Source organism: Klebsiella sp. RHBSTW-00484 (assembly GCF_013705725.1).
GTDB lineage: Bacteria > Pseudomonadota > Gammaproteobacteria > Enterobacterales > Enterobacteriaceae > Klebsiella.
In genome coordinates this window covers 3,308,924-3,334,750 of sequence record NZ_CP055481.1, presented here as the reverse complement: position 1 = coordinate 3,334,750, position 25,827 = coordinate 3,308,924, and the positions used below count along the sequence as shown (strand labels likewise).

At 54.4% G+C, this 25,827-nt stretch carries 24 protein-coding genes; 14 read left to right on the top strand and 10 right to left on the bottom strand.

Annotated elements, in window-relative coordinates:
* Positions 1-84: 84 nt before the first annotated feature.
* On the bottom strand, positions 85-585 hold the full coding sequence (locus HV213_RS15885) for a DedA family protein (RefSeq protein ID WP_181482446.1): 501 nt from the start codon (positions 583-585) through the stop codon (positions 85-87).
* A gap of 195 nt (positions 586-780) precedes the next feature.
* On the opposite strand from HV213_RS15885, the gene HV213_RS15880 reads away from it, so the two are divergent.
* The 3 genes from HV213_RS15880 to HV213_RS15870 are packed head-to-tail and all read left to right on the top strand — an operon-like array spanning position 781 to position 3,936.
* Entirely contained in the window at positions 781-3,420 is a 2,640-nt protein-coding gene (locus tag HV213_RS15880; protein WP_181482445.1) for a YdbH family protein, read from the top strand.
* Positions 3,420-3,605 (top strand): YnbE family lipoprotein, encoded by a 186-nt coding sequence (locus tag HV213_RS15875; RefSeq protein WP_181482444.1) that lies wholly within the window; start codon positions 3,420-3,422, stop codon positions 3,603-3,605. Before HV213_RS15880 ends, HV213_RS15875 begins: the two co-directional genes overlap by 1 nt.
* Before the next feature lie 7 nt (positions 3,606-3,612).
* Positions 3,613-3,936, top strand: a complete 324-nt coding sequence (locus HV213_RS15870; protein ID WP_181486430.1) for a YdbL family probable chaperone protein — start codon at positions 3,613-3,615, stop codon at positions 3,934-3,936.
* Here HV213_RS15870 and feaR read toward each other — a convergent pair whose 3' ends face one another.
* A complete protein-coding gene (gene feaR / locus HV213_RS15865; protein ID WP_181482443.1) occupies positions 3,937-4,845 on the bottom strand; it encodes a transcriptional regulator FeaR in 909 nt (302 codons plus the stop codon). It abuts the gene before it with no gap.
* A 235-nt stretch (positions 4,846-5,080) separates the two neighbouring features.
* On the opposite strand from feaR, the gene HV213_RS15860 reads away from it, so the two are divergent.
* Positions 5,081-6,580 carry an aldehyde dehydrogenase family protein gene (locus HV213_RS15860; protein ID WP_181482442.1) on the top strand — a complete coding sequence of 500 codons (1,500 nt, stop codon included), beginning with the start codon at positions 5,081-5,083 and terminating at the stop codon, positions 6,578-6,580.
* A gap of 59 nt (positions 6,581-6,639) precedes the next feature.
* Here the strand turns inward: HV213_RS15860 and HV213_RS15855 are convergent, their stop codons facing one another.
* The 4 genes from HV213_RS15855 to HV213_RS15840 are packed head-to-tail and all read right to left on the bottom strand — an operon-like array spanning position 6,640 to position 10,650.
* Complete coding sequence (locus HV213_RS15855) at positions 6,640-7,371, bottom strand: class II aldolase and adducin N-terminal domain-containing protein (RefSeq protein ID WP_181482441.1); 732 nt, start codon at positions 7,369-7,371, stop codon at positions 6,640-6,642.
* Between the two features lie 4 nt (positions 7,372-7,375).
* Positions 7,376-8,206: an ABC transporter substrate-binding protein gene (locus HV213_RS15850; protein WP_181482440.1), complete on the bottom strand. Its 831-nt coding sequence runs from the start codon at positions 8,204-8,206 to the stop codon at positions 7,376-7,378.
* A 23-nt stretch (positions 8,207-8,229) separates the two neighbouring features.
* Positions 8,230-9,102, bottom strand: a complete 873-nt coding sequence (locus HV213_RS15845) for a phytanoyl-CoA dioxygenase family protein (RefSeq protein ID WP_181482439.1) — start codon at positions 9,100-9,102, stop codon at positions 8,230-8,232.
* Positions 9,103-9,129: 27 nt separating this feature from the next.
* Entirely contained in the window at positions 9,130-10,650 is a 1,521-nt protein-coding gene (locus HV213_RS15840) for an amino acid ABC transporter permease/ATP-binding protein (protein WP_181482438.1), read from the bottom strand.
* Between the two features lie 486 nt (positions 10,651-11,136).
* Here HV213_RS15840 and HV213_RS15835 point away from each other — a divergent pair, with 486 nt between their 5' ends.
* From HV213_RS15835 to HV213_RS15805, 7 genes are all read left to right on the top strand, one after another.
* On the top strand, positions 11,137-12,051 hold the full coding sequence (locus HV213_RS15835) for a LysR substrate-binding domain-containing protein (RefSeq protein WP_112215697.1): 915 nt from the start codon (positions 11,137-11,139) through the stop codon (positions 12,049-12,051).
* 169 nt (positions 12,052-12,220) lie between these two features.
* Positions 12,221-13,480 carry a flavin-containing monooxygenase gene (locus HV213_RS15830; protein WP_181482437.1) on the top strand — a complete coding sequence of 420 codons (1,260 nt, stop codon included), beginning with the start codon at positions 12,221-12,223 and terminating at the stop codon, positions 13,478-13,480.
* A 23-nt stretch (positions 13,481-13,503) separates the two neighbouring features.
* Positions 13,504-13,938, top strand: a complete 435-nt coding sequence (locus HV213_RS15825; protein WP_181482436.1) for a RidA family protein — start codon at positions 13,504-13,506, stop codon at positions 13,936-13,938.
* Complete coding sequence (locus HV213_RS15820) at positions 13,935-14,609, top strand: DUF1028 domain-containing protein (RefSeq protein WP_181482435.1); 675 nt, start codon at positions 13,935-13,937, stop codon at positions 14,607-14,609. Before HV213_RS15825 ends, HV213_RS15820 begins: the two co-directional genes overlap by 4 nt.
* On the top strand, positions 14,602-15,771 hold the full coding sequence (gene argE / locus HV213_RS15815) for an acetylornithine deacetylase (RefSeq protein ID WP_181482434.1): 1,170 nt from the start codon (positions 14,602-14,604) through the stop codon (positions 15,769-15,771). The genes HV213_RS15820 and argE overlap by 8 nt, the downstream gene beginning before the upstream one ends.
* A gap of 23 nt (positions 15,772-15,794) precedes the next feature.
* Positions 15,795-16,610, top strand: coding sequence for a phytanoyl-CoA dioxygenase family protein (locus tag HV213_RS15810; RefSeq protein WP_181482433.1), 816 nt, complete (start codon positions 15,795-15,797; stop codon positions 16,608-16,610).
* A 580-nt stretch (positions 16,611-17,190) separates the two neighbouring features.
* A complete protein-coding gene (locus tag HV213_RS15805) occupies positions 17,191-18,174 on the top strand; it encodes a hypothetical protein (protein WP_181482432.1) in 984 nt (327 codons plus the stop codon).
* Positions 18,175-18,498: 324 nt separating this feature from the next.
* Here HV213_RS15805 and gap read toward each other — a convergent pair whose 3' ends face one another.
* Together gap and HV213_RS15795 are read right to left on the bottom strand one after the other, a co-directional pair.
* Complete coding sequence (gene gap, locus HV213_RS15800; RefSeq protein WP_181482431.1) at positions 18,499-19,509, bottom strand: type I glyceraldehyde-3-phosphate dehydrogenase; 1,011 nt, start codon at positions 19,507-19,509, stop codon at positions 18,499-18,501.
* Positions 19,510-19,587: 78 nt separating this feature from the next.
* Positions 19,588-20,568 carry a GlxA family transcriptional regulator gene (locus tag HV213_RS15795; RefSeq protein WP_181482430.1) on the bottom strand — a complete coding sequence of 327 codons (981 nt, stop codon included), beginning with the start codon at positions 20,566-20,568 and terminating at the stop codon, positions 19,588-19,590.
* A gap of 269 nt (positions 20,569-20,837) precedes the next feature.
* On the opposite strand from HV213_RS15795, the gene HV213_RS15790 reads away from it, so the two are divergent.
* Together HV213_RS15790 and HV213_RS15785 are read left to right on the top strand one after the other, a co-directional pair.
* Complete coding sequence (locus HV213_RS15790; RefSeq protein ID WP_181482429.1) at positions 20,838-21,434, top strand: DUF1989 domain-containing protein; 597 nt, start codon at positions 20,838-20,840, stop codon at positions 21,432-21,434.
* 141 nt (positions 21,435-21,575) lie between these two features.
* Positions 21,576-22,781: a serine hydrolase domain-containing protein gene (locus HV213_RS15785; RefSeq protein WP_181482428.1), complete on the top strand. Its 1,206-nt coding sequence runs from the start codon at positions 21,576-21,578 to the stop codon at positions 22,779-22,781.
* Between the two features lie 87 nt (positions 22,782-22,868).
* On the opposite strand, the gene HV213_RS15780 is transcribed toward HV213_RS15785, so the two are convergent.
* Both HV213_RS15780 and HV213_RS15775 read right to left on the bottom strand, forming a co-directional pair.
* Positions 22,869-23,351 carry a glutathione peroxidase gene (locus tag HV213_RS15780; protein ID WP_181482427.1) on the bottom strand — a complete coding sequence of 161 codons (483 nt, stop codon included), beginning with the start codon at positions 23,349-23,351 and terminating at the stop codon, positions 22,869-22,871.
* Positions 23,352-23,543: 192 nt separating this feature from the next.
* On the bottom strand, positions 23,544-24,458 hold the full coding sequence (locus tag HV213_RS15775; protein ID WP_181482426.1) for a LysR family transcriptional regulator: 915 nt from the start codon (positions 24,456-24,458) through the stop codon (positions 23,544-23,546).
* Between the two features lie 283 nt (positions 24,459-24,741).
* Between HV213_RS15775 and HV213_RS15770 the strand changes: the two genes are divergently transcribed.
* Positions 24,742-25,608, top strand: a complete 867-nt coding sequence (locus HV213_RS15770) for an arylamine N-acetyltransferase family protein (RefSeq protein ID WP_181482425.1) — start codon at positions 24,742-24,744, stop codon at positions 25,606-25,608.
* The last annotated feature ends 219 nt before the right edge of the window (positions 25,609-25,827 follow it).

The window sequence follows — 25,827 nt, the reverse complement described above, 5'->3', positions numbered from 1 at the left end:
CAAAATTAGTTTAATCATCAGGTTATAGTGATAATTCTAGAGCATATCGACAAGTTCAGGAATCTCTTTGAAAGGTAATGTTTTTTACCAGATATTAAGGCTGAATGCTCCGGGGATCAGCAGCATTAGCGGCCAGAGCAAACCGGAACTGACGTTAGCGAGCTGAAAATGCCAGTGAGAAGTGCCGCTGGCGCCGGTCACCAGCGGGACGGTGGCGCGCAGCGGGGAGATAAAGCGGCCAAAAAAGACCGCCCATGCGCCGTGACGACGCAGAAACAGCTGGCCACGGGCCAGACGCTCGGCATTAAGCCAGCGAATGCGATGCAGATGGTGTCGGTAGCGGCGTCCTGCCAGCCACGAGAGCCAGAATCCGCCGATTGCGCCGAGGCTGGCGCTAAGCCACATTAGCAAGAAATGCCCGACGCTGGCGGAGGCCAGGGTACCAAACAGCAGCAGCCCCGAGGTGCCCGGTATCAGCAGCGAGATAACGGCGCAGGATTTAGTGAACGTCAGCAGGAAAACCATCAGCAATACCAATGAATAATGGCGCTGAGCGTGCTCCACCAGCGAGATAATCAACTCCACAGGATCGCCCGTTTGTGATTGCAGATGCTAATCAGTGTCGCAGGGGAAAACTAAACATCGGCTCAATAGCTTGCTGGAGAATCACGCGACGGCGACTACGCTTAAACGGGACGGAAACTTTAACTCGCAGGTCGAACGTGCCACAATAACGGCCTCTCGGCTTTTACTTATTTTGAATCAGGATATTAGCTGCCCATGAAGGGTAAATATAAAGCCGCCATCGCGCTATTATTAGCACTCGTGTTGCTACCGCTGGCTTTGTTGTTGACGCTCACCCATTGGGTCCCCACGCTGGCGGGGATCTGGCTGCCTGCCGGAACCCGGATCGCTCTGAATGACAGTCCGCGCCTGACGCGCACCTCGCTGCGTATCCCCGATCTGCGCTACCTGGTGGGCGACTGCGAAATTGCTCGCGTCACTAATGCCGAGTTGTCCCGTCCCAGCCGCTGGCGTTTACATATCACTGAGCTGGATATTAACAGCGCCTGTCTGAACAAGCTGCCGGAGAGCGAAGCCGCTCCCGGTGCGCCGAAAACCCTCGCCGAATGGCAATCGATGCTTCCTTATAGCTGGCTGACCATTGAAAACCTGCGCCTGTCGCCGTGGGAAAAATGGCAAGGGCGGCTGGTGATGTCGCTGACGCCAGAGCAGCAGGATATTGGCTATGCCGGAAAAGAGATTTCTGTTCAGGCGCGGCTGCGCGGCCAGGCGCTGACGGTCAGCAACTTTTCCGCGCGTTTAGTGGAAGATCAGGCCCCGGTGAAGTTGGTGGGCGAGTTTCATATGCCGCTGGTGCCGGACGGCTTCCCGGTCGATGGTCACCTGTTCAGCACCTTCGAGTTTGCGCAAGCGCCCGGGCTGGTGGATGCCGAACTCGAGTGGCAAGAGAATCGCGGACAGCTGTTGGTTACGCCGCGCGGTGAAGTGGAGCCAATGCTTGACCTGCCGTGGGAAATTACGCCCGATCGTATCGCCATCAGCGATGGCCGCTGGCACACCGAATACGCCGGTAATGCGCTGAGCGGTCGCGTCGCGCTGTCGGTAGGCAACTGGCAGCAGGGTACCGAGCAGATGCAGGTGAGCGGGCGGCTAAACGTGCTGACTCAGGGTCAGGCCGGTAAGGGCAACGCGGTGCTGAATATCGGTCCCGGTAAGTTGAGCATGGATAACAGCGACATGCCGCTCCAACTGACCGGTGAAGCCAAGCTCGGCGATCTGATTTTTTATGCCAAACTGCCCGCACAGCTGAGTGGTCCGCTCACCGCGCCGGTGCTCGATTTTCATCCCGGCGCGCTGCTGCGTTCGCGCGGGCGAGTGATTGATTCGCTCAATATTGATGAGATCCGCTGGCCGCTGGCGGGCGTTAAAGTGACCCAACAGGGCGTGGATGGTCGCTTGCAGGCCATTCTGCGCGCCCACGAGCAGGAGATGGGCGATTTTACCCTGCATCTTGACGGTCAGGCCGACAACTTTATGCCCGACCGCGGTCGCTGGCAGTGGCGCTATTGGGGCGAGGGCCATTTCACGCCGATGCAGGCGCGCTGGGATGTCAAAGGCGCAGGGGAATGGACCGACAGCGCCATCGTGCTCAACAGCTTGTCTACGGGCTTCGATAAGCTGCAATACGGCTCCATGCTGGTCAGCACGCCGCGTTTGACGCTGGAAGAGCCGATCCACTGGCTGCGCGATGAACAGCACCCGAAACTGACCGGGGCGCTGTCGCTGGACGCCGGAAAAACCACCTTTAGCGGCGGCAGCGAACTGCCGCCCTCGACGCTCAAATTTAACGTCGATGGGCGCGACCCGACCTGGTTTCAGTTCAACGGTTCATTGCATGCGCAAAGCATTGGTCCGGTGCGCGTTACCGGGCGCTGGGACGGCGAACGTCTGCGTGGACAGGCGTGGTGGCCAAAACAGTCTTTAACCGTCTTCCAGCCGCTGGTGCCGCCCGAGTGGAAAATGAATCTGCGCGAAGGCGAGTTGTACGCTCAGGTAGCGTTCTCTGCCGCCGCCGATCAGGGTTTTGAAGCGGGCGGGCACGGCGTCCTGAAAGGCGGTAGCGCCTGGATGCCGGATAACCAGATTAACGGTGTCGATTTCGTTCTGCCGTTCCGCTTTAGTGAAGGTACCTGGCAGCTCGGTACCCGTCATCCGGTATCGCTGCGCATTGGGGAAATCGTCAACCAGTTCACTTCGCGTAATCTGACGGCGGATCTCCAGGGCTCTTACCCGTGGAGCGAAGACGCCCCGTTGCAGCTCAGCAACGTCAGCGTCGATATACTCGGCGGCAAGCTGACCATGCAGCAGCTGCGGATGCCGCAGCATGATCCGGCGCTGCTGCGTTTGCAAAACATCTCCAGCAGCGAACTGGTTAGTGCTATCAAAGTGAAGCAGTTTGCGGTTTCCGGGCCGTTTAACGGTGCGCTGCCGCTGTGGCTGAATAACGATAAATGGATAATCAAGGACGGCTGGTTCAATAATCCGGGGCCGATGACAATGCGCCTGGATAAAGACACAGCGGATGCGCTGGTGGCCGACAACGTCTCCGCCGGGGCGGCGATAAACTGGCTGCGCTATATGGAAGTCGCCACCTCGTGGACGCGCATCAACCTCGATAACCTTGGCGTACTGACGCTGAAGGCGACGATTAGCGGCACCAGCCGGGTAGAGGGCAAAAGCAACACGGTGCACTTAAACTATTCCCATGAAGAGAATATTTTTGACCTGTGGCGCAGCTTGCGTTTTGGTGACAATTTGCAAGCGTGGCTTGAACAAAATGCCAGGCTGCCCGCGCAGCACTGTCAGGACAGTAACACCTGTAAGGAACAACAATAATGATCAAACTACTCACCGTTTTTCTGGCGACCATGCTGCTGGCGGGCTGCACGCCGCGCATTGAGATTGCGGCGTCAAAGGAGCCGATTACCATCAATATGAATGTCAAAATTGAGCATGAAATTCATATCAAGGTGGATAAAGATGTTGAGAATCTGCTCAAATCGCGTAGCGATCTGTTCTGAGGCGATGATGAGAAAAAGACTGTTAACTGCGGCGCTGGCACTCGTGTTATTCAGCACTCAGGCACTGGCTTTAACCTTGAACGAGGCTCGCCAGCAGGGGCGGGTAGGCGAAACCCTCAACGGCTATCTTGAACCGCTGCGACAGGATAAGGAAACCCTGGCGTTGGTTAAACAGATTAATGCTGCCCGCAGCGAAAGTTATCAGCAACTGGCGGATGACAACAATCTGCCAGTGGATCAGGTAGCGAAAATGGCTGGGCAGAAGCTGGTCGCCAGGGCGCAACCGGGGGAATATGTGCAGGGCCTTAACGGCAAATGGCTGAAAAAATAGCTAACGGCAGCGCTTGCGATACTCACCCGGCGAGATGCCGAAGCGTTGTTTAAAGGCGGTGGAAAAGTGGCTATGATCGCTGAAACCCCAGCTGTAGCCAATCCCCGCCAGCTTTTCGTCATCATGTGCGTTCTGCAACGCGCGGGCGCACAGATCGAGCCGACGATTCTTAATGTACTGCGCGACCACCAGCCCCTTTTCAGCAAACAGCCGATACAGACTGCGTACCGACATCCCGGTTTCGCTGGCCAGCCACTCCGGGCGCAGGTGTTCCGCCTGAATTGACTCATCGATTAAATCCATGATTTTGCGAAACTGCTTATCGCGCCGCGATGGCTGAGCCTCCTGATGATGCAGCATCGGACGCAGCAGGCAGACAATCGCCTCCAGCGCCGCTTCGCTTTCGCTTGCCGACAGCTCAGGGCTGTTCATACTTTCTCGCAGCAGACGCTGGCTTAGCTGAACCATCGGCAGGCTTTTCGCCAGCCGGGTGGCAATGCGGATTTCGCTGCCGCGCAGTTGCTGTTCGAGCAGCGTTCTTGGCAATAACAAGGAGGCCTGACGCGAGGTCTGCTGCCAGACAATCGAGCACGGACGGGAAGCATCAATCAGCGTGATATCACCGGTTTCGAGTAGCGCCTGACGGCCATCCTGCTCGACGGTCGCCTGACCGGAAAGCTGGAAAACGGTATAAAACCAGGCGTCGTTGTCGCGCTTAATTTCTTGCCGGGTACGGTACAGATTGATGCCGCGAGCGGTAACGGTACTGACTTTCAGGCTGCCCGCATAGCTGGCGTCTATCTCACCGTGAAAATTATCATCCAGCGGACGGGCGGCGAATTGCCCGCAGACTTGATTGATTTTTGCTAACCAATGCTGGTAATCCTGCCCACGATTTGCCGTACTCATCGCGCATCCCTTGTAATAATAATGTTTTTGTATTGTTGCATTTATGGTTCTGGAGGCAAGGGCCGGAGGCGGAGTATATGAAAGAACTATTACCTGCGGCACATTTTCTGTCTGCGTAATCGGCTTAATTGCGGAGCCTGTCACAGCGGCACAAGCGAATGTCACAGAGAAAAAAGCGCGAATGGCGACCCCGACTTAGACTGAAACCACTATCCGCGAACAATAAGGAAGGGGTATGTCCACATCACAGGTCGCGCTACTTGCCAGCGTGCAGCAGTTTTTAGACAGACAGCATGGTTTGTATCTCGATGGGGCGCAGCAGACGGCAGAGAGTGAAAAGCGCTTAACCGTCTGGAACCCGGCCACCGGGCAGGCCATCGCCAGCACGGCGGATGCTAATGCCGCAGACGTCGACCGCGCGGTGATGTCTGCGTGGCGTGCGTTTGTCTCCCGCTGCTGGGCCGGGCGAACGCCCGCGGATCGCGAACGCATATTGCTGCGCTTTGCCGATCTGGTTGAACAGCATGGCGAAGAACTGGCGCAGCTTGAAACGCTGGAGCAGGGCAAATCAATCAACATTTCCCGCGCCTTTGAAGTGGGCTGCACCCTGAACTGGATGCGCTACACCGCTGGGCTGACCACCAAGATCAGCGGCCGCACGCTGGACGTGTCGATTCCGTTCCCGCAGGGCGCACGCTATCAGGCGTGGACCAAAAAAGAGCCGGTTGGCGTGGTGGCCGGGATCGTGCCGTGGAACTTCCCGCTGATGATTGGCATGTGGAAAGTGATGCCCGCGCTGGCGGCTGGCTGCTCTATTGTCATTAAACCGTCGGAAACCACGCCGCTGACCCTGCTGCGCGTGGCGGAACTGGCAACGGAAGCGGGCGTGCCGGATGGCGTGTTCAACGTGGTCACCGGCAGCGGTGCCGAGTGTGGCGCGGCGTTAACCTCGCACCCGCAGGTGGCGAAGGTGAGCTTTACCGGCTCGACTGCCACCGGTAAACAGATTGCCCGCGTGGCCGCCGACCGCCTGACCCGCGTAACCCTGGAATTAGGTGGTAAAAACCCGGCTATCGTGCTCAAAGATGCCGACCACCAGTGGGTGATCGAAGGGTTGATGACCGGCAGCTTCCTCAACCAAGGGCAAGTTTGCGCCGCTAGTTCACGGATTTATATCGAAGCGCCGCTGTTCGATACGCTGGTCAGTGGTTTTGAGCAGGCGGTGAAATCGATGCAGGTGGGACCTGGGATGCTGGAAACTACCCAGATTAACCCGGTGGTATCGAAAGCGCACTGCGCTAAAGTGGCGGCTTATCTCGACGAAGCCCGCCAGCAGAACGCGGAATTGATCAGCGGCAACGTTGGCCCGGATGCGCAGGGTTTCTACATACCGCCGACGCTGGTGATTAACCCGGATGCTAACCTGCGCCTCACTCGTGAAGAGGTGTTTGGCCCGGTGGTCAACCTGGTGCGCGTTGCCGACGGCGAAGAAGCACTGCGTCTGGCGAACGACAGCGATTTTGGCCTGACCGCCAGCGTGTGGACGCGCGATTTGACGCAGGCGCTGAACTATACCGACCGTCTACAGGCGGGCACGGTGTGGGTTAACAGCCATACGTTGATTGACGCCAACCTGCCGTTTGGCGGCATGAAGCAGTCCGGCACCGGGCGCGATTTTGGCCCGGACTGGCTGAATGACTGGTGCGAAACGAAATCGGTCTGCGTACGGTATTAATCCGTTTTCCCCGGTGGCGGCTAACGCCTCACCGGGCGCCTTTCTCCGGGAATAAGCCGTCAGTCCAGCAACGACGGATCGGCGTCGATCATTATCTGCTTCATCTCTTCGAAATGCTGACGTGAAAAGTCGGCGATACCCTCCCAATCCTGAGCGGTTTTCTCCGCCACCTCATCAGAGAGTTGCTTCAGCGGCTGCCCCGTTGACCAGGCGGTCACCAGAATCTGGCAGGCGCGTTCCAGCGTCCAGATATCATCGAATGCCTCGCCAATAGACGGGGCGGTTACCAGCACGCCGTGGTTGCCCATCAGCAGTCGGCGCTTATCGGCCAGCAGCGACGCCAGTCGGGCACCTTCCGCCGTGGTGTCTGCCATGCCGCCATAAAGCGTATCGACGGCAATGCGGTTAAAATAGCGCGCCGTATTCTGATCAACCGGCGGGATATGCGGCGCCTCCAGGCAAGCCACGCTGGTGGTGTAAACTGGATGCAGGTGCAGCACCACCCGCACCTCCGGTAGACGCTGGTGGATTTGCCCGTGAATCGCCCACGCCGTCGCGTCTACGTCCGCCCGATGGGCGCAAGTTTCATCATCAGCATCCAGCAGCAGCAGATCGCTGGCGCGGATCCGCGAAAAGTGTTTCCACTTCGGGTTCAGCAGGAACTTTTTGCCGTCCGCCGAGATGGCCGCGCTAAAGTGGTTGGCCACCGCCTCGTGCATCCCGAGATGGGCGATGATGCGAAAGGTAGCCGCCAGGTCGATACGCGTCTGTTCTTCATAAGACCGGGCCATACAATTACTCCGCTTTTGGCATCAGGGTTTGCAGATCCTCTTGCGTCGGCGCCTGGAAGTTGTATTTCTTCAGCAACGCAGCGTATTCCGGTGTGGCGCTGTATTTCTTCAGGCCTTCTTCCAGTGCGGTCTTCACCTCACTGTTGCCTTTTTTCACCCCAAAACCGTTCAGCACCGGGTAAATCAGGGTTTCCGATGAGATAACCACCCGATCGCCAAGCTTATCAATGACACCGCGCGCCACCGCCGCATCGGTGATTTGCGCCTCTACCGCCCGCGACAGCAGCGCCTGAGTGGTTTGCGGGTCGGTGGTGTATTCACTGAGCGCAATCGGCTTCAGGCCCTTTTTCACGCAGTAATCGGTGGAGAGCTTTTGCAATTGCGCCAGCCATGAGGTGGCTCCCATGGAACCAATTTTGTGGCCGCAAAACTCTTCCGGCGTTTTCGGCTGATAATCGCTGCCTTTCAGCGCGAGGATCGCTTCGCCGCTCTTCAGATAGGGCACCATATCGATAACCTTCAGACGTTCGGCGGTGATGTACATCGACGAGTTGGTGATATCAAAACGCCCGCCCTGTAAGCCCGGAATTAAATTCGGAAAACGGGTATCAATATTCACCGCCTCGCGGCCCATGGTTTTCGCCAGTCCGGCAAGGAACTCGATGTCGAATCCGGCGGGTTTGTTGTTTTCCATATATTCATACGGGAAAAAGGTCATATCCGAACCCGCGGTGATTTTTCCCGGCTGCTGGAAGGCCAGCGCGCTAAAGGACGTCAGGGCACCGGTGGCGCAAAGGAGCAGGGCAGAAGGGCGCAAAGCATTAATACGTTTCATACAACCTCCAGGGAGTGGGCAAATTACATGCTGGCGCGATCGGTACCGGCCTGCTGGACGAAAAAGGATGCGCCGCGCGGTTTTTGCGGCAGGCGTAAATGATTAACGGTACTGCGCACCAGGCCGCTCTCTTCACCGGCAACCATCTGCCCGGCATGAATGCTGGGCAGCGGATTTTCGCCATACGGCAGGGCGTCCTCCGCGGCATACACGCTGATAAACAGCGTACGCGGCAGGTCGGTTTCATTCGGGCTGGAGGCGTGGAGCAGGCGAGTGTGCATAAAACATACCGATCCCGATGGCCCAAAACAGGCTTGCGGCTGTTGGCAGTGGGCCGCTTCAACCTGCGGGTCCACCGAGCCGGTAAAGCGCGCGTTTTGCCAGTGGGACCACAGCGGTCCCTGATGGCTGCCCGGCACCACGTTGAGCGGGCCATTTTCCGGCGTCACTTCACTGACCATTAGCAGGGCGGTGATGATGTTGTCGTTACTGTGCGGGGTAAACAGAAAATCCTGATGCCATTTTACCTGCGTTGCGGTGTGCGGCAGTTTGGAGTTAATTTTGCTGTGATGAAAACGCGTTCCGCTGCCGCCGATAAGCTGACCGGCAATCGCCGCCATCTTTGAATCTAGCGCGGCGTGGCGGAAGGCGGCGGAAATCTCCGTGGGCGAACTTACCCGGCGCAGCGAAGGGTGGTGGGCCGCATGATCGTTTTCCAGATCGAAACGCGGTCGACCGTCGAGAGTTTCCCCCCAGACTTCGCTATGCTGCCGACTCTCTTCGACCCAGGCGTCGAAATCGGCTTGCAACAGGGCGACCTCCTCTGCGTTAAGCACCTCTTCGACGACCAGAAAACCCTGCTGATGAAACTGTTCGATTTGCCACTGCGCAATCATAATCTTCTCCTTTGAGGAACGGAGGCGTTAAGCCAAAGAGACATCTTTCAGGAAGGCATCCACGCGCGGGTGTTGGCCGTCGCGCATTGCCGCAGGCGTGTCGTCGCAGACCACGCGACCTTTTTCCATAAACACAATTCGGTCGGAAACCTTGAAGGCAAAGTTCATCTCATGGGTGACGATCACCATGGTGATGCCTTCATGAGCCAGCGATTCGATAACCTGTAGCACCTCGTTAACTTTTTCCGGATCCAGCGCCGAGGTCGGTTCATCAAACAGCATAATTTGCGGGCGCATCATCAGCGCGCGGGCAATCGCTACCCGCTGCTGCTGGCCGCCGGAAAGCTGATGCGGATACTTCCACGCGTGTTCCAGCATGCCGACTTTATGCAGCAGTTCGCAGGCGTGCTGTTTCAGCTCGCCTTCGCTGGCCAGATGGTGATAGCGCGGCGCCAGCAGCAGGTTGCCGAGAACGGTCAGGTGGGGGAACAGGTTGAAGCTCTGGAATACCATGCCGATATTCTGGCGATGTTCGCTGTTCTCCATAAAACGCGGCTTCTGTTGTCCCTGCCGATCCAGGTGAATAAAAGGTTGTCCGTTGATTTTGATCTCACCGTTATCGATCTGCTCAAGACCGTTTAGCAGGCGAATCAGCGTCGTTTTACCGGAACCAGACGGGCCGATAACGGAAACTACCTCACCGGGCTGAATTTGCAGGCTGACCGCGCCCAGCACTTCGACATTGTTATAGGCTTTATGCAGCTTTGAGGCCTGTAGCGCGGGTTCCTGCGCCACGCTGACGCTGCGGGCCATCGCCGGACGCCGGACCGTCGCCAGTCGCTGCATTTCCTCATCCACCGGGCGCGTGGTTTTGCGCTGAGTGACATCGAGCCAGGTCTCCAGGCGTTTGAGCAGGAAATCAAAGACTGTGACGATCAGGATGTAATAAAACGCCACCGCCGCCATGGTCTCCATCACCAGGAAATTCTGCGAATAGAGGCGCTGGCCGACCATTAAGATTTCGGTCAGAGATATGACCGATACCAGCGAGCTGAGCTTGACGATGGCAATATACTCATTGGCCAATGCAGGCAGGGCCACGCGCAGCGCCTGTGGGATCACCACCCGCCACTGGGTTCCGGCATAGCGCAGTCCGAGTGCGCGAGCGGCTTCGCTTTGCCCTTTCGGGATCGACAGCAGCCCGCCGCGATGGATTTCAGCGATGTAGGCGGCCTCGCTAAGTACCATCGCCAGCAGCCCGGCCCAGAACGGGTCATTCAGCACCGGCGCAAATGACGGCAGCGCCTGGGGCATGTTGTAGACAAAAATCAGCAGCACCAGCAGCGGCATACTGCGAAACAGCCAGATATAGAGGCGGGCAGGCACATTAAACAGCTTGCGCGGCGACTGTTTTGCCAGCGCCAGAATAAATCCCAGCACAATACTGAAAGCCCAGGTCAGCAAACTTAATTTGATGACGGTCCAGGTGGCCTGCCAAAAATCGACATCGCTGAGCAGGCTTAACATATAGTTCCAGTTAAACGTCATGGGCTATTTCACTCGCCATCATTAACGGAAATTAAGGCGATTCCAATGTTCTAAAATGGGGAGTCGCCAGCGTTCATATTGCAATGACACTATGCTGGCAGTATTCCACTGGAGGCAATTAGTAAATTTTTGGTCTTTAAGTTTAAAAAAACTATACAGTAATATTAACCTTAAGTAATTCAACGCAATTAATGCGAAACAGTATTGAAACAACTTAAAAACAATCACTGTTATTTTTAACCCGAATTTCCCATGAGATGAAAATTTGCGCAATAGTGGGGCGTGTTGTGAGCCAATAAGGTGCAGCGCGAGACGTTATGGTGCAATCCGGTAAATATCGCCCGAGAAATAAGAAGCGAAGAAATAGAGTTAGCGACTGGCCAATCAATATTTTAATCAAAATCGGTATGGCACGAGGCTTGCAAGTTGCATATCGGAAAACTAAGCCTGATTGCAGTAAGACAATATTTTATCAATGGTGATGCTATGAACCGATTTACCCTCAAACAACTAAAGTATTTCGTGACGGTGGTGGAAACGGAGAGTATTGCCGAGGCCTCCCGCCAGCTGCACATTGCTCAGCCATCAATCTCGATTGCGATTAAAAACCTTGAAAGCACTTTCGACCAGCAATTGTTTATCCGCCATCATGCGCAGGGCGTTTCCCTGACCTCTGGCGGACGGCGTTTCTACGATAAAGCCAAAGAGCTACTGCGGCTGTCGTATGAGTTTGAACAGAATTCGCGGGCGGATAAAGAGCTGGTTTCCGGGACTATTTCTGTGGGTTGCTTTGAATCCGTTGCGCCGTTGTATATGCCAAAGCTGGTGGCCGGGTTTAAAAAAATGTATCCCGAAATCACCCTCCAGCTTTACGATGGCGAACAGCACGAACTGATGCATGGCCTGCACCGTGGGCGATTCGATCTGGCGCTGGTCTACGATCTGGAATTAGGGCACTCCATTCATAAAGAGCTGCTGAATGCGCCGCATAAACCTTATGCTTTGTTGCCTGCGTCTCATCCGCTGGCGCAGAAAAAATGCGTCACGCTTCAGGAGTTAAGCCGGGAACCGATGATTTTGCTCGATGCGGTTCCCAGCAAAAACTATTTTGTCTCGATATTTAAAGAGAAAGGTTATCACCCGGAAGTTGCCTACAGTTCGCCATCTATTGAAATGGTGCGCTGCATGGTCGGGCAGGGATTAGGCTTTTCGGTACTGGTTACCCGCCCGCTTTGCGATATAACCTATGATGGTGAAAAGCTGGTGCAGCTGGATATTGCCGATGAAATGCCGGCATCCACATTAATTATGGCACATCTGACAAATAATGAACCCACGCGCCCGACGCAGCTCTTTATGGATTATTGTCGCAGCATTGAGTTAACGCCGCATCAGGTCTGATTATTTTATTTTGCTAACAGGAAGCATTATTTTTTATTGTTTATATAGCCTCATAAATTTCTATTCAGAGGAACGTTTTATAATATTTTACCATTTCATCACACTTACTTAACCTGAGTTCTGTCAATTCCGGCAAATAGCCGGACAACCGTGCTTGAAGGACACAGAAATGACAGAGCAGATTACAGAAATCGATACCCTGGTGGTTGGCGCGGGACAGGCAGGCGTCGCGATGAGCGAGCATCTGACCCATCACGGCGTCCCCCATCTGTTACTGGAAAAAAAACGCATCGCTGAGGCCTGGCGCAGCGGCCGCTGGGATTCGCTGGTCGCCAATGGACCTGCCTGGCACGATCGGTTTCCCGGCATGACGTTTCCCGGCTGCGATGCCGACAGTTTTGTCGCCAAAGAGCAGATCGCCGACTACTTCGCCGCTTATGCCAAAACGTTTAATGCCCCGATACGCACCGGCGTTGAGGTGTTCAGCGCTGAACGTTTAGACGGGCGTCCGGGCTTTCGTGTCGAGACATCGCAGGGAATCATCGAGGCTCAGCGCATCGTCGCCGCCACCGGGCCATTCCAGCGCCCGACGATCCCGGCTATCGCGCCGCAGGATAGCGCAGTTCATCAAATTCATTCTGCGCAATATTACAATCCGCAGCACCTCCCGGAAGGTGGCGTGCTGGTGGTTGGCGCAGGCTCTTCCGGCGTGCAAATCGCTGATGAGTTACGCCGGGCAGGGCGCGCGGTGTGGTTGTCCGTTGGCGCACACGATCGCCCGCCGCGCCGCTACCGTCAGCGTGATTTTTGCTGGTGGCTGGGAGTATTAGGACTGTGGGATGCGCCAGCCAACCAACCTGGAAAAGAGCACGTGACGATTGCGGTCAGCGGCGCGCGGGGCGGAAATACCGTCGATTTCCGACAACTGGCGCACCAGGGCATTACCCTGGTTGGCCAAACCCAATCCTTTACCGAGGGGAAAGCCTTCTTCCGCGACGATCTGGCGGACAATATTCGCCTTGGTGACGCCTCCTATCTGGCGCTGCTCGATGCCGCCGATGACTATATTGCCCGCAACGGATTGACGCTGCCAGAAGAGCCGGAGGCACGCTTCTTCCTGCCCGACCCTGATTGCCTGACCCATCCGCTCGCTGAACTCGACCTGCAAAAAGCGGGCGTGCGCAGCATTATTTGGGCCACCGGCTATACCACCGATTACCGCTGGCTGAAGGTGGACGCCTTCAATGAACAGCAGCGTCCGCAGCATCATCGCGGTGTCTCCAGCGAACCGGGCGTCTATTTCCTTGGCTTACCCTGGCTTTCTCGTCGTGGCTCAACCTTTATCTGGGGCGTATGGCACGATGCGAAATATATCGCCGATCAGATTGCCATTCAGCGCCAGTATCAACACTACCAACCCTCCTGCTAATGCCTGATTTGAGGACGAAAAATATGCCAACACATACCCGCATTCGGATGTTTAACACCAAAGAGACCTACCCGAATCAGACGCTCAACAACGATCTGTGCCAGGCGGTACGCGCAGGCAATACCGTTTACGTTCGTGGCCAGGTCGGAACTGATTTTGACGGCAACCTGATGGGTCTTGGCGACCCGCGCGCTCAGGCGGAGCAGGCGATGAAAAACGTTAAGCAGCTGCTGGAAGAGGCCGGAAGCGATCTGACGCATATCGTCAAAACGACGACCTACCTTATCGACCCGCGCTATCGCGAGCCGGTGTATCAGGAAGTGGGTAAATGGCTGAAAGGCGTGTTTCCGATTTCGACCGGCGTGGTGGTGTCGGCTCTCGCGCAGCCGCAGTGGCTGATGGAAATTGATGTCACGGCGGTGATACCTGATGACTGGAATGAACAGGGGGCGTTATGACCATTTCTATTTCCGCCTTGTGCCCGGAATCAGGTCAGCTAGGGATCGCGATTAGCTCGTCGAGCATTGCCGTCGGCGCTCGCTGCCCATGGCTGCTACCTGGCGTTGGCGCGGTATCCAGCCAGAATATTACGCTGCCCGCGCTTGGGCCGCAGATCCTTGCCGGGCTGGAAGCGGGGCTCCCCCCGGAGCAGGCCCTGAAGCAGGCGCTGGGCGAAGACCGATTTAGTGATTATCGCCAGGTGGTGGTGATCGACGCCAGCGGTGAAAGCGCTGTTTTCAGCGGCGAGCATACGCTGGGTATCTGGCAGGTGGCGCAGGGCGAGAACTGCGTGGCGGCGGGAAATATGCTCGCCAACCCGCAGGTCATTATCGCTATGACGGCGGCGTTCGAAGGCGCTACCGGTGAACTGGCCAGCCGTTTGATTACGGCTCTACAGGCGGGAATTGACGCGGGCGGCGAAGCGGGGCCGGAGCACTCGGCGGCGCTGAAAGTGGTGGAAGATTACGCCTGGCCAGTCGTTGATTTACGCGTGGACTGGGCGGAGGAGAACCCGGTGGCGGCGCTGGAAGCCTTGTGGCGGGCCTATGAGCCGCAAATGGAAGCGTACATCACCCGCGCGTTGGACCCGCGTGAAGCGCCGACCTACGGGGTGCCGGGCGATGAGTAATCGCCTGCGGGAGATCCTCGGAGAGCTGCTGACGTTTGATACCACCAGCCGCGAGTCGAATCTGGCACTGATTACCTGGGTCGCCGACTTTTTGCACGCGCGCGGCATAGCGTCACAGCTGTTTTATGATGACGAAGGGCGCAAAGCGAACTTGTATGCCCGAATCGGCCCGTCGGGTCCCGGCGGCGTGATGCTCTCCGGCCATACCGACGTGGTGCCGGTGGATGGCCAGGCGTGGACGGTGTCGCCGTTTGCGCTGACCGAACGCGACGAGCGCTATTACGGTCGCGGCAGCACGGATATGAAAGGGTTTATCGCCTGCGTGCTGGCATCGCTGGAGGCGTTTCTTGCCGCGCCGCTGCGAATGCCGCTGCATCTGGCGTTTTCTTATGATGAGGAAGTCGGCTGTCTGGGCGTGCGCAGCCTGGTGGATTTTCTCCGCGCGTCGGCTGAGAAACCGGCGCTGTGCATTATCGGCGAGCCGACAGAAATGCGTCCGGTCTATGGGCACAAAGGCAAACTCGCCATGCGCTGCTGCGTGGAGGGGCACGCCTGTCACTCAGCTTATGCTCCGCAAGGGGTTAATGCGATCAGCTATGCGGCGAAGCTGATTAACCGGCTGGATACGCTGGGTGAAAGCTTCGCGCAGCAACAGGACAGCCGGTTTTCCCCGCCATCTGGCACGCTGCAGGTGGGAACCCTCCACGGCGGCGCTGCGCTGAATATCGTCCCACAATCCTGTTGGTTTGATTTTGAAATCCGCTATTTGCCCGGCACCCGACCACAGTCGGTGACAGACGCCCTGGGCGATTATGCCCGCGAGCATCTTCTCCCGGCGATGCGCAAGGTGGCGCAGAGTTGCGATATCCGTTTCCAGCCGCTGAGCTACTATCCGGGACTGTTGAGCGACCCGCAGTCGGACTTTGCCCGCTGGCTGGCGCAGTGGTGCGGCAACGACAGTCTCACAACGGTTGCCTACGGTACCGAAGGCGGCCTGTTTGATGAGGCGGGCATTGCGACCCTCATTTGCGGGCCGGGCAGCATGGAGCAGGGCCATAAGGCGGACGAGTATATCAGCATCTCCCAGATGGAACGCTGTATGGCGATGTTGAAAAACCTTTGCGCGTGGATGCGCGCCGATACCCCCGATTCTCTCACCTGATCTATCAACACAGGATGGCGACTATGCAAAACCAGCACTCCCCGCGTATTGATCAACAGACCATCGACCGCTGGCAGGCGGATGGCGTGGTGCTACTCAAGGGCGTATTTACGCCGTGGATCGAGAGCCTGTCGGGCGGCGTCGCCGCGCTGATGGCAAATCCCAGCGAGTATGGGCATGCGCGAACGGTGATCCCAAAGGACGGTTCCGCGCCGTTTTTTCAGGACTACTGCAACTGGGCGCGGATCCCGGAATTTACGGATTTTGTGTTTCAGTCTCCGGCGGCGGAAATCGCCGCGGCGCTAATGGGCTCGCAGACGGCGAAGTTTTTCCACGAACACACGCTAGTGAAACAGCCTGGCGGCAGTACCGTTACGCCATGGCATCACGATCAGCCCTATTACTGCGTGGAAGGGCGGCAGAACGTGAGCTTATGGATCCCACTGGATCCGGTGGCGGAGGAGATTTCGCTGCGCTGCATTCGTGGTTCACATCTGTGGGATGACGAATTCAGCCCAACGCGGTTTAACGGTTCAAAGCTCTACGCACACACGCGCTTTAAAGAGCTGCCGGATATTGATGCCCATGAGGAAGATTATGACATTGTGAACTGGGCGCTGGAGCCGGGCGATGCGGTGGCGTTTCATTTTCGTACGCTGCATGGGGCAAAGGGGAATTCAACCGCGCGTTCGCGCCGGGTTTTTTCCGCTCGGTGGGTGGGGGACGATGCCACTTTCGCCGATCGCGGCGGGGTGACATCGCCGCCGTTTCCAGGCCTTAAGCTGCGCGACGGTGAGCCGCTGGTCGCCGACGAGTTTCCGCAGGTATGGCCACGGTAACGATGATAAGGCCGGCTGGGCAATGGGCGAGAAGCGAACATTCCCTGCGCGGCTCTTGTGGCCAGGTTGATAGGTAAACCTGGCCGCAGTAAGGCAATTTATTACGTTTAAATCTGGCGTATTAGATAATCGATAATGCAAATAGAAATGTACGCCATTTTTAATAAATGCAAGTATTCAGAGGATGACTGCCACAAAAATAAGATAATTCCAGAAAAATTAAGAGTGTTTGCCTGTAATGGACATTATCGCGGCAAATTCACCTTCAAATATATCCTTATTATTTACAGTTGCTTACACTTGCAATGTGATATTTTTGGCGATAAAAAATGGTTAAAATAATATCTTCTACTAATATCAAATTGTTGATTAAATTCATGCATCGTTAATTCGTATTAATTAAGATGATTGGCTTTATATCGATTCGCCCGCAATTCAAGCGGTAATTCAAGCGGTAGTGATAGCTGCTTCGTTTATTACCCAACTCGATGTTGCCATAGATCTGGCAGGTAAACTTCTGCTGTGGACGTTTGTGCAATACGACTTCGGGACTAAAGAGTTATTCCAAAGGACAACGTAAATGACGAATATCTACGAATCTACCAATTTAGGCAATCAGGAACCCGCCGGGCACTTGCCTGCCGCAGCTGTAAACAGCGCAAGCGCGGTATCATGGGGGGCAATATTTGCAGGCGCAGCTGCAGCGGCTTCGCTGGCGCTGATGTTGCTTATGCTTGGCGCAGGATTAGGCCTTACCTCCATTTCCCCTTGGGAAAATCACGGCCTTGCGGCGGGTACCGTAGGCATTGCCGCTATCGCATGGCTGACATTTACACAAATCGTGGCATCAGGAATGGGGGGATACCTGGCCGGACGCCTTCGTACGAAATGGGTTGATACTCATACCAATGAAGTTTATTTTCGCGATACTGCGCATGGTTTTTTGACGTGGGCCGTCGCATTGCTTGTATCCGCAGTCCTTTTGACCACAACCATCAGTTCCCTCATTGGCGGTAGCGCAAAAGTGGTGGGCTCCGTTGCCGGGGGCGCGACGGCAACCGCCATGAATAATGCGGGTGACGAATCCTCTGTGCTGTCGAAGTCATCGATGGAATATTTTACCCGCTCACTTTTTAGGGCGACCGGTCCCACCCCGACAGAAAACAGCGGACTTTCTGCAAATCCATCAGGTAATGACGTCATGGCAATGAATCAGCCCGCGCCGCCAAGAACCGAGTCACCAGCGCAATTAGCAGAGGTTACGGGTATTTTTGCTAACAGTATTTATTCTGGCGCGCTTCCCCCGGATGACCTGACTTATGTGGCGCAGTTAGTTTCTCAAAATACTGGCATCAGTCAGAAAGAGGCCGAGCAACGTGTCCAGGCTGTTTATGATAAAGCGCAGGCCAATTTGAAAGAGGCAAAAAATAAAGCGCAGCAGGCCGCAGATACTGCCAGAAAAACCACTAGCTATATCACCCTGTGGTCATTTATTTCTCTGTTAATCGGTGCGTTTGTTGCCAGCCTCTGCGCAACCTATGGCGGCCGTCAGCGTGATTTATAGCTTTCAATATTCATTATAAAGGAGGAACCTATGCGTTCAATATTGCTTTTCTTTCTGGGTGTGCCTATTCCTATCATTATTTTGATCGCGTTATTTGTGCATTAAATATTTCCAAGGACAACAGGAATACCTGACCAGAAAATATTTGCATTCCGCGCATTGCAGCAAAAGCATAAATGCCCCTTGAGGGCATTTATGCTTTTCATGAGGCAGCCACATGTGCTTGCTACGATTCACCTGCGCAATATCCCCGATATCGTGTGGAGTAGTTCATCATACAAGTCAATTGCGTGTGCTTTCACCGATGAATAAAACCTCACTGGCTTAGCTTTCCTGCCTTGCCATCAACAGCGCCAGGTCGACGAGGCGGTTTGAGAATCCCCATTCGTTGTCGTACCACGCCAGTATTTTGACCATATTGCCGCCAATCACCAGTGTTGACAGACCGTCGATAATGGAAGAGCGTGGGTCACCCTGGTAGTCGCTTGAGACGAGCGGTTCATCGCTATAGCCGAGGATCCCTTTCAGTGGTCCCGTCGCGGCGGCTTCACGAAACGCATTATTGACCTCTTCTGCCGTCACATCCTGCTCAAGCGTGACGGTCAGGTCGACAATGGACACTACCGGAACCGGGACGCGCAGCGAGTAACCGGTTAAACGGCCATCGAGCTCAGGGATGACTTTGCCCAGTGCCTTCGCGGCACCGCTGGAGTAAGGCACTATCGACAGCGCGGCGGCGCGGGCACCACGCAGGTCTTTTTCCGGCTGGTCGTGTAGCGCCTGGCTGTTAGTGTAGGCGTGGGTGGTGTTCATCAGACCATGTTTAATACCAAAATGCTGGTGCAGAACCTGTGCGGCAGGTGCCAGGCCGTTGGTCGTACAACTCCCATTGCTGACGACAAAGTGTTTATCCGGGGAGTAGAGCCCATCGTTAACGCCCATCACGATGGTTAAATCGTCGTTTTTACCGGGAGCAGAGATAATCACGCGCTTTGCGCCACCGCTGTGGATATGCACCGCCGCCTTATCACGGTCAGTGAAGAAGCCGGTGGCTTCAATGACGATATCGACTTCACGCTCACGCCACGGGATATTGGCCGGGTCGCGTTCGCTGAACACGGTAATGGGTTTACCGTCAACCACCAGTTGCCCCTCACCGGCGGTAACGTCGGCGTCGAGTTTTCCGAGCAGCGAGTCGTATTTCAACAGATGCGCCAGCGTTTTACTGTCTGTCAGATCGTTGATTGCCACAATCTGAATATCCGGGTTATCCAATGCAGCGCGCAGTACGTTGCGTCCGATACGGCCAAAACCGTTAATACCGACCTTTACCATGATCAACTCCTTATCTGTTGTCTATGGAGCTAATGTAGGCCGGTCAGTGATTGGCGTAAATGACAAAAAAGGATCACTTTACGCCATTTTACGACAGTGAAAGCGCTGGCGATATTCACCAGGTGTGAGGTGAAGTTGTTTTTCAAACAGCCGCCGCAGGTTAATGCTGCTGCCAAATCCCGTTTGTTCGGCGATACGCCCCAGCGTCTCGTTAGTTTGCTCCAGACGCTGTCGGGCAGCGGCGAGACGGGCTTCGGCGACGTAGCGCGCTGGCGAAGCGCCGGTTTCACGGGTAAACACGCGGGTAAAATTTCGCGGACTCATGGCGACTTTTTCCGCCAGTTTATCCACGCTAAGGTCGGCGGTGAGGTTATCAAGCAGCCAGGCCAGCAGATCGTTAATCGGGCCCAGGGTGCTGGTCTGCTGAAGGTTGTAGCGGCTAAACTGCAGCTGGCCGCCGGGGCGGCGCAGATACATGACGAAATCCTGAGCGATGTCGCGCGCAAGGCTGAAGCCGTAATCCTCTTCAACCAGCGCTAGCGTCAGGTCAAAGCCGGAGCTAACCCCGCCTGAGGTCCAGATGTGTTCATCCTGAATATAGAGCGGACCGCCTTCCACGCGCACCTGAGGATATTCCGCCTGCATGGATTCCAGTAGCTTCCAGTGGGTGGTGGCGCGTCTGCCGTCCAGTAGCCCGGTTTGCGCCAGCAGCATCGCACCACCGCAAATGGAGGCAATGCGGCGAGCATGGGGAGCGGCAAGACGCAGCCAGTCAACCACCGCAATCCCTTCCTGCGGATTTTGACCTCTGCCGGTAATCATGATGGTATCGAGGGGCTCGCGAGGGTCTATCTCATGCAGGCGATGATCGGCCAGCAGGTTTAAACCGGACTGACCATGAATCACCTGATGCGGCTGGGTTGTCGCTAGCTGGACCTGGTAACAGATGTCCGTAGCACCTTCCGGATGCAGACGGTTGGCCTGCATCAGAATGTCGGCAATACCGGCGGATTCAAACAGCATGCCGCCATCGGGGACAATGATGAGTATTTTTTTCATGTCCTGAAAAGTAATCTTTTTACAGAATAAGTCAACAGAGCATGTGTAGAGGGAAAAGATATTCCTGCTGCAGTGATGGTGTCGTTTCTTGCTGGTGGTTCAAACGTGTTAGCGGCAACAGCCAGGAACTGCCTTGAGCGAGGAGCGGAAATGCTGAAGACTCAGAACGTTTTTGCATAACATTGCAGTTGATTCCCTAATCATTTATTAGTTACCCCGCAACAATTTTGTTAACCTTCCATGCTTATATTCAGAATGGATGTCAGGAAATGAGCGAGCAGGTAAAGATAGATATTCCTCCACAGGAAGGCCGCGGTTTTTGGATTGCAAAAGGCCAAACCTTCCGCGTAATTGATCCTGAAGGCCAACAGGTTGCAGACTTATGGGCAATTTCTATGGGCACAGGTGAGATTGATTGGCTAAGTACCTCGCAGACTCGAGATATAACAGAGCGATTATTCCCCGCGCCAGGTGAGTCTTTTTACAGTGTAAAAGCGAGACCTTTACTCACCTTAATGCAGGATAACTCACCATGCCCGCACGATATGCTTTTCCCGGCTTGTAACCCCGGTCTTTACGAACGGGCTGGCTTGCCCGGCCATCCGAACTGTCGCGACAATATGCTTGGAGCACTTCGGAAGGCTGACATATCACTTCCCATCGTTCCTGACCCGGTTAATTTTTTCCAATGCTCAGAACCCCAGGTTGACGGTAAGCTTGAGGTACTCGCCTCGAATAATCCACCCGGTGGGAATGTCGTTCTACTTGCTGAAACAGATCTCTATGTGGTGGTTACAGCCTGTTCTGTTGACTTCCATCCGACCAATGGGGGCCATTGTACGGGCATCCAGATTGTTATCGGCTGAGATTCTGACTACTCTGTTTGCCCTCGGCTCACTCAGTAAAGGGATTACAATTCCGTTGTGTAACTTATCCTTTCTTGCTTTCCGGCAGGCTAAGTGTGGTACATTTCCGGCACACAAACGCCCCCGCTCACATTAAGAAGTATGCAGAACAGACTTAAATCATTTCGCTGGCTTGTGATTGTTATCCCGTCACTTAGCGGTTGCGGTACGCTTTCGCAAATGTCATCCCCGGCAGGTACCCAGGAACTCCTCACTCATCAGTCGCTGGACGGCGACGTTGATAGCGTGGTGCGTCACTATATGGCGCAAAAATCTGTTCCTGGGATGACGGTCGCGGTGATCCACAACCACGGTTCACCGCAGTTTTACAACTGGGGCGTAACTGATGCGATTCATCGCTACCCGGTCAGGCCTGATACTCTGTTTGCCCTCGGCTCGCTCAGCAAAGGGATCACGGCAGAAGTGGTGACTTGTCTGGTGAATGAAGGGCGACTGCGTTGGGATGATAATCTGGCGACATTGCTTGCGCCAGATACGCCGCTTAGCGCGGATGCACAAAAAATTACTCTACTGGAATTGGTGACTCACACCTCCGGCCTGCCGCGTCAGAATATGGATATTCCGATGTTGGGAAAATTCATCGGTTATTTGGGCAGCGGGGAGAATTTTTATGGTGAACTGGATAGCGATAACGTGCTGCATTATCTGGCCAACTGGCGGGCACCACAGGATAAAACGCCGGAATATTCCAATATTGGCTACGCTTTGATCGGCTATATCCTGAAACATAAAACCGGCGAAGATATACAGAGTTTAGCCTCGCACTATATATTTCGACCGTTGCACATGGCTGATAGCAGTTTTACGCCGCAGAAGTTAAAAGGATATCCGCAGCGCGCGCTTGGCCACGCGGGTGACCAGCCTAAATTCATTGCGCGCGGACAACTCACTCCAGACTGGCATTTTTCTAACAACATGGTGGCGGCTGCGAGTTTATACAGTAACGCCGAAGATCTGGCCACCTATGCCCGCTATCATGTATCGACGACCAACAACCGCTTACTGGATAGCGTATTTGACGAAGTCAGCAATACCGATATTCAACGACCCGACGGTTTACAGGGGATTGCCTGGGCCACCGACTTTATCGAACAGGAAAAAATCACTTATCAGGTAGGGTATATTGGGGGCTATTCCAGTTTTATCGGTTTTGATAAGGAAAAAGGCAATGCGGTAGTGGTACTGCAAAATACCTTTAACTGGAGCAATTATATTGGTATCGCGTTATTAATGGATATGGCGAAAAATGACGACAGTAGCCCCGGCAACCATTTTGCAAAGAATTAATCCTTTGCAAGAGTTAAACCGCATGTCGTATCCCTTTGTTGATTAGCGTTTGGCGCGAACCTCATCCTCACACGAAGACAGCAATGCTTAGCTTTTAAGCGCAGCAACGATGGTGGCTTCCATCTTCTCCGGGGTCGTGATGGGGGCAAAACGTTTAAGCGGTTTACCGTCGCGTCCGATCAAAAATTTAGTGAAGTTCCACTTGATCCGCCCACCCAGTACGCCGGGCAATTCCTCTTTCAGATAACGAAACAGCGGGTGCGTTGCTGCGCCGTTGACCTCTACTTTCTCGAACATCGGGAAGCTCACGCCGTAGTTAATGTGGCAGGTCTGCGCGATTTCATCAGTACCGCCGGGTTCCTGCTTGCCGAACTGATTGCAGGGGAAACCCAGCACCACCAGACCCTGTGCGGCGTACTTTTTGTAGAGCGCTTCAAGCCCTGCATATTGTGGCGTGAAACCGCAATGGCTGGCGGTATTCACCACCAGTACCAGCTTGCCAGCATAGTCTGCCATGGGGATGCGTTCGCCACGCAGGCTGGTGGCCGTCAGTTGATGAAAGGGAGCCATCTTGAAATCCTCACGGTGAAGTGCCTTTGCAGGATTATTCACACAATTAGAACTTATATGATACATATTTGTAAAGTCGAAGGAGGAGGGCAAGAAACTCTTCAGTTTGCTGTTATGCGACTCGTACAAATAACCGAAAGTTAACGATATTAATAATTTCTACGCCATCAGTTTGATTAACTGATAATAAGGTTAAGGACCCACATTTTCACTATCTGAGGGAACGCGGCTTTTTTCCCTTAGCACATGCACATTATCCTTGCAGAATTCTATGTAGGCTCTGGCCGCCGTGGAAACATGTCTGTGTTTTTTATAAACCAGATTCAATGATGAGAAGGGTAAGCGTGTCTTAGGTAAAACCTCAATCAGTTTTCCACTATGAATGTATTCCGCAGCAAAAAAAGCAGGTAACTCGGTAATGTAGTCACCCGCAAGGGCTCCTGAGCGCAGATGAAGATAATCATTGACGATGAAGGTCGCTGGAACATCGTAGGTATGTTCACCGAGCATCCACACCGGGCGCGCGCCTATCACCGAACCCCAGGCGGCACAGGGGTACTTCATCAGGTCTGACGGTTCTTTGGGGTGTTCACTGCCCTGAAAAAGCGCCGGGCTGGCGACCAGAATATGCCTGAAATCCATGAGATGGCTCGCAACGACATCATCATCAGAGATGCTTCCAACCCTCAGCGCGACATCAATACCTTCAGAAACTAAATCCACTCGACGTTCAGTCGTATAAACATTAATGGCAATACCCGGATATAACCGCTGGAACTGCCTGATGATCTCCCACCACGGTTCAAGTGATTGAGGCATTGTCAGGCGTAATCGACCTGTAATGCGGGAATCGGCAGTGGTGAGGAATTGCTCGGCATCATTAAGCGTATCAATGGCCGAACTGGCCTGATCCAGCAATTTTTTCCCCGCCTCTGTTGCTCTGCAACCTTTTACCGTTCGTTCGAGCAGAACAACATCCAGCGCATGTTCAAGTTCAGCGATCCTACGGCTTAGCGTCGGAAGCGGTATGTTGTTTTCTCGCGCTGCTGCAGAAAGGCTACCGCAGCGGGCTGTCAGAACAAACATTTTTAAGGCATTTAAGTCCATCCAGTCCTCTCAAATATGAAAGCATAATTCTCAATTTAGACGCTACACAGTACTGAATGTGGATATTAAAATACAGTCACTTTCAGTTGGAAATGCCTGTATTGATAGAAAGATGTCTAATATGGAGTCGATTCAGCATGTATCTGACGCCATCAGGACTTTTAAAACACAAAATCTGTGTGCTGATAAGCTCTCAAAAATGACAAGACAATATCTACAGACTGTTAATCTGACGATGATATCGCTGAGCAACCTCGCACAGACTTAGGAATATGACATTAGCATGAACGATTTAGTAAAAGCCTATCTGGCTCGCCTTGGCCTTGACGCCGAAAAGCCCTCCATTGAGGCACTTACCCGTTTACATCAAGCGCATGTAGAGCGGATCCCTTACGAAACATTCTGGATCCACCTTGGGCAGGATTGGGGAATTGACGCCATGGAAAGTTTCAGAAGAGCGGCAACAACCCGACGAGGGGGTTATTGTTTTCAGTTGAATGGCGGCTTACATACGCTACTCACCCACCTTGGTTATCGTGTGAGTCTTCACCCAGCAAACGTCCACGGCGCAGAAGGCCCTGAGCATATAAAACTGGAAAACCATGCAGCTATCATCGCTGAGGGGTTGCCGAGTGAAACTAATCCTAACGGGAGATGGTGGGTGGATGTCGGCCTTGGTGATGCGCTCCATGAACAAATGCCTCTGATGAATACGACCGTTTGCCAGGATTCGATGCAGTTTGGCATGGAAGCCGTGGGCAAGGGCGGCGTGGGTGATTGGCATCTCATTGCCGATCCATCGTGCTGGATCGCGGGAGTGAATATGGCTGAGCAACGCGCTTCTATGGATGATTTCGTAGACCGGCATCACTTTAATATGCATTCCCCAGAATCGGGATATGCCAAAGTTGTTACGGCACAGCTTCGGAAACCACATGGCAAAACGATTATGCGAGGTTGTGTGCTGACAAAAACCGATGGCGAAGCCGTGACGACTCACACCTCAACATCTTTACCAGAGTGGCAGGACGTGCTGGGAGATGAATTCGGTCTGACTTTCGAAAACGTTTCTGAGATATCGCTTAAAAAACTGTGGAGTAAAGTACAGAAGATCCACGAAGAATGGCTCCAGGCTCGTGAAGGTGCGTAAAGCCGCAAATTGTTGACGACCGGCCGGAGCGGTATCGCTGCACGTAGTTCCAACAGTCGAGTATTTGATTTGCTCGTTATTCGGCAGCGAGCGAAATCTTATGAGTATTGCAACTGCACTAATCACACGATCCCTTACATGAACCCATGTTTGATGTTTGATGTCTGGGGCTGATACAAACTCGCCTATCAAAAAAACGGCGATAAACCTAACCCGGTT